Source organism: Variovorax sp. 10N432, assembly GCF_056394465.1.
The window spans coordinates 12,003-30,186 of record NZ_JBFTHX010000010.1; the positions used below are offsets into that span (position 1 = coordinate 12,003).

9 protein-coding genes and 1 pseudogene are annotated in these 18,184 nt (G+C 63.9%); 8 read left to right on the top strand and 2 right to left on the bottom strand.

What is annotated here, in order from left to right:
* Positions 1 to 239: 239 nt before the first annotated feature.
* The 5 genes and pseudogenes from AC1DF3_RS13895 to AC1DF3_RS13915 all read left to right on the top strand — a co-directional run.
* Positions 240 to 1,685: a DEAD/DEAH box helicase gene (locus AC1DF3_RS13895; RefSeq protein ID WP_478139922.1), complete on the top strand. Its 1,446-nt coding sequence runs from the start codon at positions 240 to 242 to the stop codon at positions 1,683 to 1,685.
* A gap of 64 nt (positions 1,686 to 1,749) precedes the next feature.
* Positions 1,750 to 5,400, top strand: coding sequence for an ATP-dependent helicase (locus tag AC1DF3_RS13900; RefSeq protein ID WP_478139923.1), 3,651 nt, complete (start codon positions 1,750 to 1,752; stop codon positions 5,398 to 5,400).
* Positions 5,401 to 5,509: 109 nt separating this feature from the next.
* The gene (locus AC1DF3_RS13905; RefSeq protein ID WP_478139924.1) at positions 5,510 to 5,944 is read left to right on the top strand and encodes a hypothetical protein; all 435 of its coding nucleotides are present in this window, start codon (positions 5,510 to 5,512) and stop codon (positions 5,942 to 5,944) included.
* 199 nt (positions 5,945 to 6,143) lie between these two features.
* Positions 6,144 to 7,430 carry an IS256 family transposase gene (locus AC1DF3_RS13910; RefSeq protein WP_478139925.1) on the top strand — a complete coding sequence of 429 codons (1,287 nt, stop codon included), beginning with the start codon at positions 6,144 to 6,146 and terminating at the stop codon, positions 7,428 to 7,430.
* A 181-nt stretch (positions 7,431 to 7,611) separates the two neighbouring features.
* Positions 7,612 to 7,791, top strand: a pseudogene (locus tag AC1DF3_RS13915) (recombinase family protein); the annotation flags it as partial.
* Positions 7,792 to 7,799: 8 nt separating this feature from the next.
* Here the strand turns inward: AC1DF3_RS13915 and AC1DF3_RS13920 are convergent.
* The gene (locus AC1DF3_RS13920) at positions 7,800 to 8,570 is read right to left on the bottom strand and encodes a hypothetical protein (RefSeq protein ID WP_478139926.1); all 771 of its coding nucleotides are present in this window, start codon (positions 8,568 to 8,570) and stop codon (positions 7,800 to 7,802) included.
* A gap of 302 nt (positions 8,571 to 8,872) precedes the next feature.
* On the opposite strand from AC1DF3_RS13920, the gene AC1DF3_RS13925 reads away from it, so the two are divergent.
* Both AC1DF3_RS13925 and AC1DF3_RS13930 read left to right on the top strand, forming a co-directional pair.
* Complete coding sequence (locus AC1DF3_RS13925) at positions 8,873 to 10,702, top strand: sensor histidine kinase (protein ID WP_478139927.1); 1,830 nt, start codon at positions 8,873 to 8,875, stop codon at positions 10,700 to 10,702.
* On the top strand, positions 10,653 to 16,592 hold the full coding sequence (locus tag AC1DF3_RS13930; RefSeq protein WP_478139928.1) for an alkaline phosphatase D family protein: 5,940 nt from the start codon (positions 10,653 to 10,655) through the stop codon (positions 16,590 to 16,592). Before AC1DF3_RS13925 ends, AC1DF3_RS13930 begins: the two co-directional genes overlap by 50 nt.
* Before the next feature lie 19 nt (positions 16,593 to 16,611).
* Here the strand turns inward: AC1DF3_RS13930 and AC1DF3_RS13935 are convergent, their stop codons facing one another.
* Positions 16,612 to 17,295: a response regulator transcription factor gene (locus AC1DF3_RS13935; RefSeq protein WP_478139929.1), complete on the bottom strand. Its 684-nt coding sequence runs from the start codon at positions 17,293 to 17,295 to the stop codon at positions 16,612 to 16,614.
* A 172-nt stretch (positions 17,296 to 17,467) separates the two neighbouring features.
* Between AC1DF3_RS13935 and AC1DF3_RS13940 the strand changes: the two genes are divergently transcribed.
* Positions 17,468 to 18,148 (top strand): penicillin-binding protein activator LpoB, encoded by a 681-nt coding sequence (locus AC1DF3_RS13940; RefSeq protein ID WP_478139930.1) that lies wholly within the window; start codon positions 17,468 to 17,470, stop codon positions 18,146 to 18,148.
* Positions 18,149 to 18,184 lie beyond the last annotated feature (36 nt).

Here is an 18,184-nt window from a genome sequence, read left to right on the forward strand (position 1 = left end):
TTCCGCCTGTCGCTTGCGCTCTGATTCCAAGCTGAGGCTGTCTGCACCCGACTGTAGCTTCTTTTGCTTACCTTTCGATGCATGTTTGCCCGCTCGGCCGTGTCGCTACGTGCTGCAAGCCGAAAGCGTGACCTTCTGCAGAGGAACGTAAGACCTGTAGCGCGAAAGGTTGCGGGGCAGCGGCACTTTCTGTTACAAGCAATAGATCCCTTCCTGTCAAGGCTTCCTGTTAGCTCCCGTTGGAAACGCCGGTCATCGAGTCTTTGCGTGCACGTGCTCGGCGCATTGCCGCCGAGGGCCGATTTGTCTCTGTTGATATCGAAGCGCATCCGGAAAAAGACAACCTGATCTTCGCCGTCGGTGCCGTCCGTTCGGACGGTGATGGCGCTTTCAGCAGCGCTTGCTCACCCGCGAAAGCGTCCTCGGTCGCTGCTGCCTTGAACAGCTTTGCTCATGGGGGCGGTGTACTGCTGGGGCACAACCTCCGGCGCCACGATGTTCCACTGCTGCGTGACCAGCTCCCGCAACTTGAATGCCTCCAATGGCCCGTGCTGGACACGCTGGAGCTGTCGGCGCTCGCCTTTCCGAGCAATCCGTACCACCGCCTGATCAAGGGCTACAAGCTCCTCAGCGACGAGCGCAACAACCCCGCCAAAGACGCGAGGGTGGCCCTCAACGTGTTCGAAGAGGCCGTAGAAGCGTTGCTGGAAACCAATGAGCAGGAGCCTTGGTGGCTGGCGCTGCTGCACTTCTTCCTGCGTGATGACGAAGGCATGGGCACGCTGCTGTCCCAAGTCCGGGACGAAACCGCTCCGACCGGTGATGCGGCTGCGCGCATCGTCGCGAACCGTTTTGCCGACCGCTGCTGCGCCACACGGCTGCGCGACCTGGCGGGTAACGTCGCAAGATCATTCGACGGCCAGGATCCATGGTCTGCTGCATTTGCTCTCGGCTGGATCCGGGTCTCAGGTGGCAACTCGATTCTTCCGCACTGGGTTTTTCATGAACTGCCGGCGGCCCGGCAGCTGATCGCCGAACTGCGGGAGATCGACTGCGCACAACCCGACTGTCCGTACTGCCGCCAGAACCACCACCCCGAGTCGCTCTTGTCGGCGCTGTTCGGCAAGCCGAGCTTCCGGGCCATTCCGGCTGCGCGCGACGGCACCTCCCTACAACGCGCAATCGTGAGCGCGGGCCTAGCGCGTGAAAGCTTGCTCGCCGTCCTGCCCACCGGCGGCGGCAAGTCCATCTGCTATCAGCTTCCTGCGCTCGTTCACTATCGACGATCGGGGCGATTGACTGTGGTCATCTCGCCGCTGCAGTCGCTGATGCGCGACCAGGTGGAGAACCTGATGAAGGCCGACATCCAATGCGCGGCCACGGTCAACGGGATGCTCACCCCGATCGAGCGACGGGATGTGTTGGATCGCATTCGGCTGGGTGACATCGGTATCTTGCTGGTCTCCCCTGAGCAGTTTCGAAGCCGGACCTTCGTCGAGGCGATCCGCATGCGCGAGATCGCGGCCTGGGTGTTCGACGAAGCGCATTGCCTATCCAAATGGGGGCACGATTTTCGCACGGATTACCTGTATGTCTCCCGCTTCATTCGGGAGCAATTTCCGGGGCAGGCACCGATCGCCTGCTTCACGGCCACCGCCAAGCCCGACGTCATAGAGGACCTATGACCACTTCCAGGAAAGCCTTCAGATCGAGCTGAGGACTTTCCTGGGGGGCCACGAGCGTACGAACTTGTCCTATGCGGTGGTGCCGACTGCGGGCGGGGAAAAGCCCCAGCGCATCGTCGAGCTGCTGCGCGACGGCTTGCGCAAGGACGACGCGGCTGTCGTGTTCTGCGCCACCCGCAAGAGCGCGGAGACCATGGCACAGATCATTGCGCAACAAGGCATCTCTTGCGGCTGCTATCACGGCGGCCTCACTGCGGAACTACGCAAGGAAAGCCAGCGCCAGTTTCTTGACGGTGAATTGCAGGTCATCGCAGCTACCAACGCCTTTGGCATGGGGGTGGATAAGCCCAACGTCCGATTGGTCATCCACGCGGAGATTCCCGGATCGCTCGAGAACTACCTGCAGGAGGCGGGCAGAGCGGGGCGTGATGGTGACGATGCTCGGTGTGTCCTGCTTTTTGATCCGCAAGATGTCGAGACGCAATTCCGGCTCTCTTCCACCTCCCAGCTGTCGCAGCGGGATTTCATCGGGCTGCTGCGCGCTCTGCGGGACCAGGCGAAAAAGTTGGGCAAGGATGAGATCGTCGTTTCGGCGAAAGAGCTCCTCGCGCAAAGCTTTGGAACCGGCATCGAGATAGATGCCCCGGACGCCTCCACCAAGGTCACCACCGCGATCGCTTGGCTTGAGCGCAACGGCTTCCTGAAGCGCAACGAGAACGCGACCCGGGTGTTCCCGGCGAGTTTGAGGGTGGCGTCACTCCAGGAGGCCAAGGAGCGCATCGACAAGGCTAACCTTTCGGCCAGCAACCAGCAGCGGTTTCTTGCTGTCGCCACGGCGCTTTTTCGCTCCGACACGCCGGAGGGCCTGAGCACCGACGAACTCATGCTGGACGCCGGCATTCGACCCGAGGAGTGTTTCCGCATCGTCCACCAGCTGGCCAAGCTGGGAATCCTCGTCAATGACCTCGGATTGACGGTGCGCCTGGTACGCGGCGCGAGAGGCGCCTCCGCGCCCCGCCTTGAATTCCTCTGCGCCATGGAGAAAGAGCTCCTGGATCTCATGTCGGAGCATGGGCCCGATGCCGATCAAGAAGAAGCTCAGCAGCACTTGAATCTGCGGGCGGTTTGCACGGAGCTACGCAGCCGCCTCAAGCTGGACGACGAAAAGGTCCAGTTAGATCCCTCGCAAGTACGGGCTTGTCTGCGATCGATGGCCGACGGATTCGGCTCTGGCAATGACAAGCGCAGCATGATCCGGTTGCAGGCGCTGGGGGATGACACCTTGCACGTGACCTTGAATCGCCCGTGGGCTCAGATCCGTAGGATCTGCGAACTACGGCGAGCCGTCGCCGAAGTTACTCTCACGCGGCTATTGGCCGAGGTCCCAGATGGCGTCAAAGGCACGTGCGTGGTGGAGTGCAAGGCCCAGGCCCTGATCGACGCGCTGAACGGCGACCTGGTCTTGAAAGCGCAGCTGAAGGAGCCCGAGGTGGCTCTCGAGCATGCACTGCTGTACCTGCACCAGACCCGGGTGCTCGAGCTCGACAAGGGACGGTCCGTTTTTCGCTCTGCGATGACCATTCAGATGGAGGAAAACACCTCCAGGCGTTTCAATCAGGCATCCTTTGCGCCGCTGGAGGAGTTCTACAAGGAGCGGACCCTGCAGACGCATGTCATGCACGAGTACGCCAAGCTCGGCGCGGAAGATCCGGCGAAAGCGCTGGACCTGGTCAAGGCCTACTTCACCCTGCCGCACAAGCAGTTCATCAAGGAGTTCTTCCGCGGACGCACGGACTTGCTGGAACGCAAGACCACCGACGAGTCCTATCGGCGCATCGTCGATGATCTTCAGCATCCCGTGCAGGAAGCGCTTGTCACTCAGCCAAGAACGGGAAACCATCTGATCCTCGCCGGCCCCGGTTCAGGCAAGACCCGAGTGATCGTGCACCGGATCGCCTACCTGTTGCGAGTATTGCGCGTGAGCCCGGGGCGCATCATTGCGCTGGCCTACAACCGCGGCGCAGCGATTCAGCTGCGTCGGCGGCTGCTGGCCCTGGCTGGGGAGGACGCGCGGGGCGTGCTAGTCATGACGTACCACGCCATGGCGTTGCGCTTGACCGGTACCAGTTTGGCCGGGGCGGAGCGTACGGCCAGCGTCATCGATTTCAAGAAGATGCTGGAGGATGCCGTCGACCTTCTCGAAGGCAGAAGCTCAGCGCTGACTGACGCAGATGAAATCCGAGATCGGCTACTCCAAGGCTACGAATACATCTTCGTCGACGAGTACCAGGACATCGACGAGCAGCAGTACGCCTTGGTCAGCGCGCTGGCTGGCCGCCGGCGCGGCGACGGGGACACCAAGCTGAGCATCATGGGGGTGGGCGATGACGACCAGAATATCTACTCGTTCAAGGGGGCGAACGTCGAATTCATCCGCCGCTTCCGAGCCGACTATGAAGGAGATCTCACCTACTTGGTCGAGAACTTCCGCTCCACCCAGAACATCATCTCTGCAGCCAACCACGTGATCCAGCGCGGGGCAGACCGGATGAAGGTCGATCACCCGATCCGGATTGATGCCAGGCGCAAGGATGACTCGCCAGGCGGACGGTGGGCCGAACTCGACAATGAGAGTCGTGGTGCAGTACGGCTGATTGCCAGCCCACCCGCGCCCAACCTCCAAGCCCAGCTGGTTTATGCCGAGATCCAGCGGATCCGCAGAGTTGATCCGTCGGTGAAGCTTTCGGAGATTGCGGTGCTTTGCCGCACCCATTCAGCGCTGGAGAAGATGCGCGCCATCTGCGATGTCGAGGGTCTACCTTGCGAGGTCACCGGCCCTGAGGCCGCCAAGGGGCAGATCTCGCTCATGCGAACCCGTGAAGGGTGGGCTCTGGCCCAAGCGCTTCGGCGGCGCCAAATACGCATGATCCGTGTCGGTGCGTTGAAAAGGCATCTGAACCGGCAACGATGCGTTCTGCCTCGGAACACGGCCCTGCAAGATTTGCTGGACATTGTCGAGGACATCGCCTCGACGCTTCAGGCGGACATTGTTTCTGCTGCCGAAGTGCTCGATCTCTTCTACGAGGCGGCGGGAGAGATGCGGCGAGACGGCCGAAACAGCGCCGTCAAGCTGATGACGGCACACGCGGCGAAGGGGCTGGAATTTGATCACGTGATCGTGGCGGATTGCGACGATTGGCGCTGGGACGAAGAGGACGAGAGGCGGCTTCTCTACGTAGGAATGACGCGGGCGAGGCTGACGCTCACGTTGATGCGTGCCGAAGGAGGGCGCAACCCCTACTTGATGGACCTCGGTACGGTCGGCGGGGTACAGGATCAACTGCCGGCCGTCCGGCCTCAACACCGTGCGGATCTCGAGCGCCGATACGTCACGCTGGGGCCGGCGAGCCTGGACATCGGTTTTGCCGGACGGAAGCCGGTGGCGGATTCGATCCACCGGGCAATCGCGACCCTGAGCGCTGGAGATCGGGTCGAGGTGAGGGGCCGGTTGGTCCATTCGACGGAAGGCCAGGTTGTTGGCAAGCTGGCAGCCAGCGTGGACGAAGGCCCTCTCCAAGGAGGGGCCGCAACCGTGATGGCGGTGATGGTGCGAACGGTAGCGCAGACGTCTGAGCAGTACCGATCCTCCTTGAAAGTGGAGGAATGGGAGACGCCCCTGCTGGAGATGACGGTCTTGCCTCCCAAAACGACTTGACCGAATTGAGCGTGGGAGAAGTCCACCTGCTATTAAGGCCGCCGCCGCGATGCCATGACCTTGGCGCTCAGGCTGACGCATCCGATGTCACGTAGGACGAGGAGCGACCATGGAGAAGCGGTGGTGCAGCGCCTGCGGAAACGCCTTCGAGCCGCGGCCGCAGTCCCCTCGGCAGGCGCACTGCTCGACGCCTCAATGCCAGAAGGTCCGAAAACTCCTTTGGCAACTCGCCAAGCGGCGAGCGGATGCTGATTATCACCAGGATCAGGCGGAGTTCCAGAAGGCGTGGCGTTCGAAGAACCAGGGGTACTGGAAGCGCTATCGCGAAGCCCATCCGGACTACACGAACGCAAATCGCCTCCAGCAGCGGCGGCGAAATGGCGGTCGTGCCCCGGATCCAGCATTGATTGCAAAGAGTGACGCGTCATCATCGTGGCCGCCACCATCTGGCTTGTTCAAGTTGATTGAAGTTACCTCTGACGCGCGGACGGTTCCGCGGGCTTGGATCGTTCTTCTGTCGCCCGTTGCAATGACGCCTGCTTGATTGCAAAGAGAAGACTTGATCGCGTTTCTCGAGGAGACCTGATAACTTGCAAAAGCGGCCTCGGTTCGGTAGTCGGAAGCTCCTTACGCAGCTTGATGCCTCAATGTGACGACGGCCGCAGGAGGTGCCAGGAAATGGGTGCAGGTGAGCCTGTCCGGAATTTTGCGTGCGAGGCATAGCATGACGACCAGGAGCACGTATGCCAAGCAGGAAGACGACGAAGGCGGCAGCAGCCGCTGCGACGGATTTGCCGTCGATCCCCAAGGAGCTGATTGACCAGTTCGTGAAGGGGCCCATGAGTGCCGAGGCGGTGCAGGCCGCGTCGATGGCCTTCAAGAAGGCGCTCATCGAGCGCGCCCTCGGCGCGGAGCTGTCACACCATCTGGGTTACCCGCCGGGTGCGGCCAAGGTCGATGACGCGAGCAATCATCGCAACGGCGCCAGCGGCAAGACCGTGCTGACCGAGGACGGGCCGCTGCGTATCGAGGTGCCGCGCGACCGGGAGGGCTCGTTCGAGCCGGTCTTGATCCCCAAGCACGAGCGCCGCTTCACCGGCTTCGACGACAAGATCGTGGCCATGTACGCGCGCGGCATGACGGTGCGCGAGATCCAGGGTTTCCTCGCCGAGCAATACGGCACCGAGGTCAGTCCTGAGTTCATCAGCTCGGTCACCGACGCGGTGATGGCCGAGGTCGGGGCCTGGCAGTCTCGCCCTCTGGAGCCGATGTACCCGGTGATCTTCTTCGACGCGCTGCGCGTGAAGATCCGGGAAGAAGCGGTGGTGCGCAACAAGGCGATCTACCTGGCCCTTGGCGTGCTGCCCGACGGCACGCGCGACATCCTGGGGCTCTGGATCGAGAACACCGAGGGCGCCAAGTTCTGGATGAAGGTCTTCAACGACCTGAGGACGCGCGGCGTGAGCGACATCCTGATCGCCGTCACCGATGGCCTCAAGGGCATTGGCGAGGCGCTCGCCACGGTGTTTCCAGCGACCACGCTTCAGACGTGTATCGTGCACCTGATCCGCAATAGCCTGGACTACGCGAGCTGGAAGGACCGCAAGCTGCTCGCCGCAGCGCTGCGCCCGGTGTACACGGCGCCAAGCGCCGAGGCCGCGCTGGAGGCCTTGAACGAGTTCGAGCGCAGCCCGTGGGGCCAGAAATTCCCCACCATCACCGCGGCGTGGCGCCGTGCCTGGGATCGCGTGATTCCATTCTTCGCGTTCCCGCCGGCCGTGCGTCGCGTGGTCTACACCACCAATGCCATCGAGAGCGTTCACAGCCGGCTGCGCAAAATCATCAAGACGCGCGGGCACTTCCCGAGCGACGATGCCGCGACCAAGCTCATCTGGCTGGCACTGCGCAACATCACGGCTGACTGGGGTCGCGCGGCCAAGGAATGGCGCGAGGCCATGAACCAGTTCGCGATACTCTACGAAGAGCGATTCACGCACCCCGTTCACGGTGGCGGAAGAACAGGAGGTTGAGCATGAGTACATCGCTCAACCGGGGGCGCCTCCGGCGGCCTGGCAGGGGCCCGAAGACAGAAGAGAAAGCAGTCAAGACCGATTCAACCAACCGCCTCACACACAGAAATCCAGACACCCCCGTGCAGGTCAAACCGACTCCGTAGGGAACGAGCGCTCCTTCGTTCGCGCCGCCGAATACGTGCGGATGTCCACCGAGCACCAGCAGTATTCAACTCAAAACCAGACCGTCCGTATCCGCGAATACGCCACCCAGCGTGGCATCGAGGTCGTCCGAACCTACGCCGACGAAGGCAAGAGCGGACTACGCATCGCGGGCCGGTTCGCCCTGCAGCAGCTCATCAAGGACGTCGAATCGGGCAGGTCCACCTAAGGCCACTCGTGACGCCGATACACGTCGGCCAGCTTCTTCACCACGAATGCGCGCTCGTCCTTGACCAGATATCGGCCGTTGGCCTTTCGGCGGTCACGTTCCTTGACGCCGGAAACGTTCTTGGGTAGGTCCCAAAAGCTTGCCTGTCGCCAGACGAAGACCACGCACTCGCTGTTTCGCACACGGCCCATGACATACCCGTCGACAAAGCTCTTGGCCGCCTTGGTAGAGGGTAGAGCCGCGAAGCCTCCAAGGGGGAACCTCTTCGAGTGGTATGCGCCGGCCTCGATGGTGGCAACCTGACTGAGGACCCAGGAGCGAGCTGTGTCGATAGGAATACCAAGCTCACTGCTGACGTCCCGAATGAGGCTGTTGAGGGTCGATTCCCAGTACCTGTAGGCACCTGTGCCTTTCGCAGCCTGAAGCAAAGGGCCAAAGTGCTTCAGCGCGCCACTCAGGTTCGCGTGGCACTGCTCCGCGTAGGCCGGCGTCTCCAGCTCGTCGACGTAGTCCTGGACGGACAGTCCGGGGTTGCCGAACAAGATGTAGACCGAGGCCTCTCGGACGTTGCCCACAAAAGGCTGCGGGTATAGGCTGATGTGCAGCTTCCTTTGAAGTTCGCCCTTCTTGTCTTCAAGAGCCTGCTTGTGCTTGTTGGCTTCGGTGCTTGAGGACCACGCAACGCAATCGAGTTCTTGGACGTGCGGTTCATCATCAGGGTGAATGCCGGGATGAGGGTGTTGGGACCAAAAGTCGACGAGAGGCATGCTGGCATTGTCAATGCCAGCCGGGGTCGAGTCTTGCAAGCCCCGGGGTGATACAAGCCGCCTCCAGGAGATACCCAGCGCCCAAAGGCTTTGCCAACGACGGTGGGTGATTGTTGCGAGCCTAGCCTCGCATCGCGCGGTAGGCGCCCGTTTTGCCGCCGAACTCGATTGCGTCGCCGCGACGCGTCGTCCACAATAAGAAAAAAGTTCCCGGCCCAATCCTCGCGTTCCGGAGCGTCGATCGACGCTCCAGCGTCGTGCGTGTCCGTGTGAGCCGAGATTTGCGCCCACAAAACATGCACTTGGAGCCTGGCCAAACGCCGTCGCACTATGCTGCACCTGACGAGGAGGTGGTGCAGGCCATTGTGCGTCAGCGCTTCATCGACTTGTTCCTGAGCCAGAACGAGCGAGCACAACTGGGGCTGCTGGTGGCAGCTTCGCTGGTGGCGTCCATCTGGTATTCGCGCGCTTCGTCGCTGGCATCCGCGGCGTGGTTTCTGAGCATCGCCGCACTATCGGTCGCTCGTTATTTCAAGACCGAGGCCTTCGTCCGACACGGTTCAATCGGCACGCCGACTGGCCGCATCGCCACCGTGCTGCTGGCGAACGGCATCGCTATGGCCATCCCCCTGTTGGCCTTCGAATCGTTTTCGGACCTGGAGCGGGCGGCGATCTCCATCATCCTGATCGCCGCCGCGACCGCGTCGGTGGCCACAACCTCGGGCTACCAGAGCATCTTCCTGGCGTTCGCGAGTCCGATGCTGGTGTCGCTGTCGCTGGCCTGGGTCGTCGGCACGCCGAACCAGGGTGGACGAGGCACCGCGTACGGTATCGGGGCGCTGATCTTCCTGTTCCTGCTCTTTCTCGTCAGCATCGCGCGGCAGGCGCACCAGGTGTTCGAGGAGTCGGGGCGCTTCCGGCACGGCGAGCAGCGGCTGACCCTCGAACTGAAGGAGGCGCTGGACGCGGCAGAGGAAGCCAACAGGGCCAAGACGCACTTCCTTGCTGCGGCGAGCCACGACCTCCGCCAACCGATCCACAGCATGAACGTCCTCATCGCGGCGCTCACGCTGCGCGAGGTGGATCCGCGCTCGCGCAAGATCATCAACCTGCTGGAGACGGTGAACCAATCACTGTCCAAGCAACTCGATGGATTGCTCGACATCTCCAAGCTCGACGCCGGCATCATCAAGCCCGACTTCGCTTCCTTCCGGCTGGAAGACCTACTGGCACCTCACCATGTCGCACTGGTGTCGCTGGCCCAGGCGCGGGGCCTGAGGGTCGAGCTCAACATCGAGCAGGATCTTCATGTGCTGAGCGACGCGGCGCTGCTGGCGCGGGCGATCAGCAATCTCACCGACAACGCGCTGAAGTTCACACGGCCTGGCGGAACCATTCGACTGGCTGCCCAGCGCGCCGGCGCCCGAGTTGCGCTGAGTGTCGAGGATGATGGCATCGGCATCGCGCAGGAAGAGCAGGAATTGGTGTTCCGCGCCTTCTACCAAGTCAGTAACGTAGAGCGCGATCGATCCAAGGGCCTGGGTCTAGGACTTTCCATCGTGCAGCGGCTGTGCGGGCTACTTGGCGTCGAGCTACAACTGGTCTCGCGTCCGCAGGCGGGCACCCGGGTCACGCTCCATGTACCGGCGGCGCAGGCGGCACCTGCGGTGCCGAGCGCACCGGTGCCGGCTCGCCTCAGCGGCATGTCGGTGCTCGTGGTCGATGACGAGGCCTTCGTGCGCACCTCCATGTACCTCCTGCTCGCGGAATTGGGCTGCACGGTGCACCTGGCTGATGGCCTAGCTCAGGCCGAAGCCGCTGCGCAAGGCCACCGCATCGACGCCGTCATCTCAGACTTGCGCCTGCGCGAAGGTGCGAGCGGCATCGAGGTGATCCGCAGGGTCTGCGCCCTGCACCCCCATGCGCGGGCCACCCTGCTGACCGGCGATACCGCACCTGATCGCATCCGCGAGGCGCATGGCGAGGGCGTGGCCCTGCGCCACAAGCCCGTGGGCATGGGCGAGTTGCTTGCATTCCTGGGAACAACAACCGGTCCGATGGACCCTGGAGAGGAGTGGCACGATGACAGGCTCGGAGGAGAAGGCGCAAGGAAGGATTCGATGGCTGAGTGATCTGTGGGAAGAGATTGGTCATGACGACACCCCCTTCGACGTGGTGATCGTTGGCAGCGGCTACGGGGCCAGCGTGGCCGCCGCGACACTGGCCGGCACGTTGCTGCCCAAAGAGAAGGCGCGTCCGTTGCGCATTTGCGTGCTGGAGCGTGGCCGCCAGTACTTGCCGGGGGAGTTCCCTTCGCGATTTTCCGACCTGCCAGGTCATCTGCGGGTGGGTCGGCAAAACGCAGGGCTGTCTGGCGGGAAGGAGGAGGGCCTGTTCGACGTGCGCCTGGGCGACGACGTCAACGTGCTGCTTGCCAACGGGCTGGGCGGTGGTTCGCTGATCAATGCGGGCGTGTTGCTGGAACCCGATCCGAATGACTTTAAGCCGGGGACGTGGAAGAACCTGCTGGTGGCACTCAAGGCGCAGGGCTTCTACGATCAAGCGCTCCATGCTCTCGGGGGCGCGGTTCGGCGCAGCGATGCCATGCTCCGCAACGACATCAAGCGCCATCAGATCGAGGCCGCGAATGCGCCAGGCCTCCCGAAGCTGAAGGCGCTGGGCGTTCTTGCGCAGAAGAGCAATCGGACCGTCGTCACGCCGCCACTGTCGGTCTCGATGGACGGGCTGGCCAACAGCTCAGGCGTGGAGTTGCCCGCGTGCAACCTGTGCGGCGACTGCATGACCGGCTGCAACGTGGGCGCCAAGGACAGCCTGGACGTCAACCTGCTCGAGAAGGCGCGCCGCGCGGGCGCCGAGATCTATCTGGGCACCACGGTGCTGCACCTGGAACGTTCCAAGCCCAAGCGCGATGGCGAGGAGCGCTGCTGGGAAGTATTCGTCGCCCACACCGACGATCGCCTGGAGGCTCGCGAGGAGCAGCATGGCAAGAAGTGGGGTCGGAGAAACAATGCGCGCTCGCTAAAGGCACGCCACGTGATCCTGGGCGCTGGCAGCCTTGGCAGCACCGAGATCCTGCTGCGGTCGCGGACCGACCTGCTGACCTTCTCGCCACTGCTGGGCGCTTCGTTCTCCTGCAATGGTGACAACCTTGCAGCGGTCCATCGCATGGCGGGTCCAGCGCACTGCCGCGCCGACGAGAACCAGCCCCTGGACCAGCGCAACGTGGGGCCCACCATCACGGGCACGATCGGCACGCCACTGGGGACGCGTAGCGTCCAATACCAGGAGTTCTCGGTGCCAGGGCCAATGGCCCGGCTCTTCGACGAGATCGTTACCACCGCGAACGCGCTCGACGCGCTTTCGCTTGGTGACCGGGAGCGCCACGGCAATGAGCCTGACGACCAGATCGACCCGCTGGCGGTGGACCCGGCCAAGATGGAGAACACTTTGCTGGTCGGCATCATCGGCCACGACGATGCGCGCGGCGTGCTGGAACTGGCGCAGCCTTTTCCGAAGTTCCTGCCTCATCCTGGCACGGTGCGCATCCGGTGGCACCACGCTCGGCATGCGCACATGCTCGAAGCGGCGCACAACCAACTTGCCGACATGACGAAGAACCTGGACCAGGGCGCTTCGCTCGTCGCGAATCCGATGTGGCGGCTCTTGCCGCCGGCGCTGGAAGACATGGTCTCGCAGCCGCGAGGACCGGTGCTGACGGTGCATCCGCTCGGTGGCTGCGCGCTCGGTGCCTCGAAGACGGACGGCGTGGTGGATGCTCGGGGCCGCGTGTTCGACGTCAACAATATGAACGAGGACCCCTGGTTCGGCACCCTGCATGTGCTGGACGGCGCGATCATCCCGGGCTCTCTGGGCGTCAACCCGGCGCTGAGCATCTCCGCCGTTGCGCTGCACGCGGCGCAGGCCCTGAGGCGCAGCCTGTTGCAGAGCCAGGGCGACGCGGGAGCGCAGGACCTGGTGCCAGAGCATCCGGCCGAACCCTTGTGCCCGCCGGTGTCGGTGACCTATCCGCGCCCCGTGAGGCTGCCGCTTCGGAATCCCCCGCCGCCGCCTAGCAAACGAGAGACCCAAATCTCCGTCATCGAGCGGTTGACCGGGCCGATGGTCCTCGACCTAGAGGGGAGAGCCGGGAATTACGTCGTGGAACTCACGCTCGCTTACCTGCCGTCCGAGTTGAAGAACCTGACGTCCCGGCTGAAGCGCGTGGTGAACGTCAATGATAAGGACCCGCGCTCGCAGCTGCGGATCTTCGCGGCAGACGAATGGGAAGAACAGAACCTGCGTGTGAAGTCCACCGAGGAGCGCGACGACTACGTGCTGTTCGAGGCGCAGACGAGTGGAACGTTGGCCTTCCTGCATCGCGAGGCCTCGACGACGTGGGGCCGCATCGGAAGGGGATTGTGGGCGTGGGTGCGCAACCGGGGTTTGCGGGACATCTACCAGACCCTGTCAAAGAGATGGGGCGACCAGGGTGACGCCCCGCTGAACCCTCTAGCGGGAACGGGGCGGGGCCTTCACGCCTACCTCTGCGGCCTGCTGGACCTGGCAAGTCGTGCCGGGGAAGTGCGCCGCTTCGACTACCACCTGACCATTGCGAGCCCCCGCACGAACAAGCTCTTCAAAACGCCGACAACGATCACCGGGGGGGCGCTCCATGGGTCGAAGCGACTGACGTACAACCGCCGCGCCAACCCCTGGTGCCAGTTGACAGAGATGCGCGTCGAATCGCTGGAGCTCGGCGGCGGCCCGAAGCCACGGGGCTTCCCTGTCCTCAAGCTGGACACGCGCTTCTTCGCGAACCAAGGGGTCCCGCTTATCGCGCTCGAGCGCCAGCAGGATCAGGCGGCGGCGCTGCTGGACCTGCTGTCCTTCGGCCTCCAATTCCTTCGCGTGATCCTGCATATCCACCTCTGGACCTTCAGGAAGCCAGACACGCCTGACCTACCCAACCCCGACCCCGGGGCGCGGCTACCCGGGCCGCTCGCCGGCCTACCGATCCCCGTCGTGGAGGAGCTCAACGTGGGCTCAGGGACTCGGGGTGGCGCCAGCCGCATCGTCAAGGTGCGTCTCACCCGCTATCCCAACGAGGGGAGCGCGAACCCCGCGCTGGTCATGATCCACGGCTACAGCGTCAGCGGCACCACCTTCGCCCATCCCAGCCTAGCGCCCAGCGCGGCCGAGTATTTCTGGAAGAAGGGGCGAGACGTCTGGATCGTCGACCTTCGCACCAGCTCCGGCCTGTCCACGGCCTCCGAGAACTGGGCCTTCGAGGAGCCGGCCCTGATCGACATCCCTGCCGCCCTGCTGCATGTGCGGCGCGCCACCGGGCAGCCCGTTGACGTGCTGGCGCACTGCATTGGCTGCGCCATGCTCAGCATGGCCATCCTGACCGACGGGCGCAGCGTGCGCGGCTCGGAAATCCAGCTCGGCGACTACACCTTCCTGACGCGCGAGCAGCTGGGCATCCTCGATGCGTTCAACGGCGGCGAGCGTGCGGGCGGTCCCCACCCCTGCATCCGCTCGGTCGTCCTGAGCCAGAAGGGACCCGTGTTGCGCTATACCGACGACAACATCCTGCGCGCCTACCTGATGCAGACGCTGCGCCGCTGGCTCATGTCACCGAACTACCAGTTCCGTCCGCTCGACCAGGCGACCGTGGCAGACCAGCTGGTGGACCGCCTGCTGGCGAGCCTGCCCTATCCGGCCGAGGACTACGACGTCGAGAACCCGCTGTGGCCCTGGAAGCGAACTCCCTGGGTGACGACTCGGCACCGGATGGACGCGCTGTACGGGCGCGACTTCAACGCAGCGAACATGAGCGACCCAGTCTTGCGCGCCATCGACGACCTGTTCGGCCCGCTGAACCTGGACACCGTGGCGCAGACCGTGCACTTCACTCGCTTCAATGCGATCACAAACCAACAAGGGCGTGGCGAGTTCGTGACGCGGCGGCGCCTGCGCGAGCGCTGGCGCGGCATTCCCACACTGGCCATTCATGGTGCAGAGAACGGCTTGGTGGACGTGGACACGCAGCGGCTCCTGCGCGAACACTTCCGGGACGCCGGGGTGGACTTCCAAGACCAGGAGCCCTACGAGGGGATGGGCCACCAGGACGTGCTGATCGGCAAACGCTCGAACGAGGTGTTCGCGACGATCGAGGGCTTTCTTGCCATGACGCACGCAGGCAGTCCTCCGGTACCGCCCGCTTCGAATGCCTGCGAACTCTGGATACTCGAGGTACCGTGGATAGGGCCGCGCCTCGATTTCAAGCCTGCCGAGGTGGGGAACGCGCTGGAACTCAGTCTGGCTGCGATGTCGCGGCCCGACCAGGGGCGCGCAACCCTGTGCCTGGTGCCAGTGCGCCGACACGGCGCGAAGGGCAGCCTCAGCTATCAGGTGATTGATCAGCTCAAATGCGTGGCGGCGGGGAAGCGGGGCGCGAGCGGCGATTGGTGCTTCGTCACCCCGCCATTGGATGCCTACGCCGACGCCCTTGGCGGGGAAATGGACAAGGCCGACGGCGTATGGGGATGGCTGGCGCTGTTCGTCGCGCATGTGGACGAGACCACCAGTCTGCGATCGACGGGGCCTATCCCCCAAGGCACACCACCGCCGAAAAAGGGCGCAGTCGGGGCAGGTGCTCGGCAACCTCTGGTGCGGCCGAGGGAGCTGGACGACAGCCAGTGGTACAGCGGCCACCTTGATCTCAAGGTCCCCGCGTTGTTCGATCTGGAGTCATCCGAGAGCAAGCCGCTCGAATTGATGCATGTCGACTTGGAACTGGACGACGCCCATGAGGATTTCTTGCCGTGCCTGCTTGACTTGGCGCGGGCAGAGATTCGTCGGATGACCCAAGAGGAACTCGCATTCGCCTTCGTCTCCGCCAGCGACCTCGCCCGTGCGGTCGCCGCGCGCTGTGAAACACCTGAACCGGCCAAGACGCTCGATGTCTTTGTGGGAAGTTGCCAGTACCCGGCAGGTCTGCTGGATCGCCCGATCGCAGAGGCCAGCTTGCGCCGGCTGTGCAAGGAGCTGAACGCGATCGACCTCGGCCTGTTCGTCGGCGACCAGATCTATGCCGACGCCACCGCCGGTCTCATGGACCCGACGCGGCGCGACGAGTTGTACGAACTGCCGAACGAGAAGACGTTTCGTGTCCGTCCGATGCGCGAGATCCTGCGGCGCGTTCCGGTCGAGATGCTGCTCGATGATCACGAGCTCGTGGACAACTGGGAACCTTCGCTCCCGCGCAGCGGGGAAACGAGGCGAAACGGCTTCTGGGCCTACTGGAAGTATCAGCGGACACACGGACCGCAGCAGTGCGTTCCGAAAGGGCCGGTGGATTTCCAGTCGATCTGGAATGGGCGTCCCGTCTACTTTCTCGACACGCGCCTGGGCCGTTCGCGCGATGCCGCGAGCGCTCCGGGGCATGCTGCCGACATCATCCAGCGGCGCCAGTGGATCCGCCTGAAGAAATGGCTGTGGAATCACAAGGACCAGCCGAAACTGGTCGTCTCGCCCTCTGTACTCCTCCCGCGCCGACGCACGACATCGGCGTACCGATTCGGCTACGAACGCAGCGACGCCTGGGATGGCTTTCCGCGATCGCTGGAGCGCCTGCTGCGCTATATCGCCAAGGTGAAAGTGCGCAATACCGTCTTCATATCCGGCGATGAGCACCACTCCTTCCACGCGGAGATTTGTTTGCAGCCCGCTGACGTCAAGATCGTGTCGGTTCACTGCTCGGCGCTGTATGCGCCGTTTCCCTTTGCGAACGGGGAGCCGACCGACCTGGTCGAGAAGGAAAGCTTCCAGGCGGGCGGCCAGAAGGTGAGCGTGGACGTGCGATTCGCTCCCCCGGGCGACGGCTATGTACGCTTGACGCTCAAAGGCCTGAACCCGACAGCGACGCTTGAGATTCGCTTCGCCAAGGCCGACGAAAGCGGCTGCGGCGAGACTGTGGGGCCCATCACTTTGCGTTGAAGGTGCACGCCGCGGGCCACTACGTCAGCTTCACGCCAAGTGTGGCCAGCAGGCAGATCGCTTCCGTCCGATTGCTCACACCGATTTCGCGGAAGATCGCGTTCAGGTGTTGCTTGACGGTGCCGTCCGAGATGGCGAGGGCGCGAGCGATCTCCTTGTTTTGCTGACCGCCGCGTGCGAGCTGGCGCAGCACGTCTGCATGCCGCGGCGTGAGCTGCGGAAAGGCGTCCCCGATGCTGCGCAGCGGCGCTTCGTCGCGCCGCTCGGGGCTCGCGGGGATGGCGCGGTTCTGCTGCCTCTTGGGCGCGTTTGCCAGCAAGAACGCGGGCGGCAGATAGATGCCGCCGTTGGCAGTCACCGTCAGCGCCGCGATCATCAGCGCCGGTGTGGATTCCTTGGGGATGAAGCCGACGGCGCCGTTGTCGATCGCCTCCCGCACCAGCTCCGGCGCAAATTCGCCGGAGATGATGACCACGCGGGCGTGCGGCAGACGCTCCTTCAGCGCTTTCACCAGCGGTCCCTGCGAGGGCTCGCACTTGAGGTTCCAGTCCAGCAGCACCAAGTCGAAATCCTGCACGTCGATCTGCTGGAAGGCTTCCTGCGCCGTCGCGCAGCAGATGGCATCGATCTCGCTCGAACCGGCCAGCAACAGGCGCAGGCCCTCGCTGAACAGGGCATGGTCGTCGACGATCAAGGTGCCCATGAAGCCACTCCGGTGATGGGTCGTCGCAGGATTCTCACCGCAATGACGAGGCTTGCGCACCTGATCCCCTGTTGGTTATAGAACCTCTGCCATCGGCGGGTGCAACCTTTCTCAGTGTCGCGCGCCCACCTGCGTTCCTAGCATCGGCTCTAACAACATCGAGGAGCCGCAGATGCAATCGCTCTCCCGCAACCGCACCGCGCCACCGCGCGGCCGCACACCCCGTCTGGGCAGCTCGGGCTTCCTGCTCGCCGCGCTCCTGCTCGGCGGATGTGCCATCGCGCCACCCAACGCCTCGGGCGTGAGGACCGCCGAGCTGAACCCCGCCGTCGCGGGCCCTGTGCAGGGCATCGGCATCGAGGGGCAGGATGTGGTGAGCATGGCCGACCAGATGATGCGGGACATGCTCGGGAGCCCGCGTCTGACGCAGCCCGCGCAGGGCAAGGTGCCCCGCGTGATCGTCGACGCGCAGTACTTCGCCAACGACTCCTCCCAGCCGATCAACCGGAACATCATCACCGACCGCTTGCGCGTCTCGCTCAACCGCGCGGCGGGTGGGCGGATGCAGTTCATCGGGCGCCAGTACGTGGGCGCGGTGGAGGCCGAGCGCGCCCTCAAGCGCTCGGGCACGACGGACGTCGGCACCACCGGGCTGATGAAGGCGACGCTCGGCGCGGACTACCGGCTGGGCGGCCGGATCGCCTCGCTGGACCAGAAGTCCACCCGCACCGGGCTCGTGCAACGCCTCACGCAGATCACCTTCGAGATGTTCGACCTCGAGTCGGGCGAGATCGTCTGGAGCGGGATGTACGACATGTCCCGCGCGGCCGCAGACGACGTCGTGTATCGCTGAGGCCGCAACTCGCGCACCGGGGCCCTCCCGGCTGCA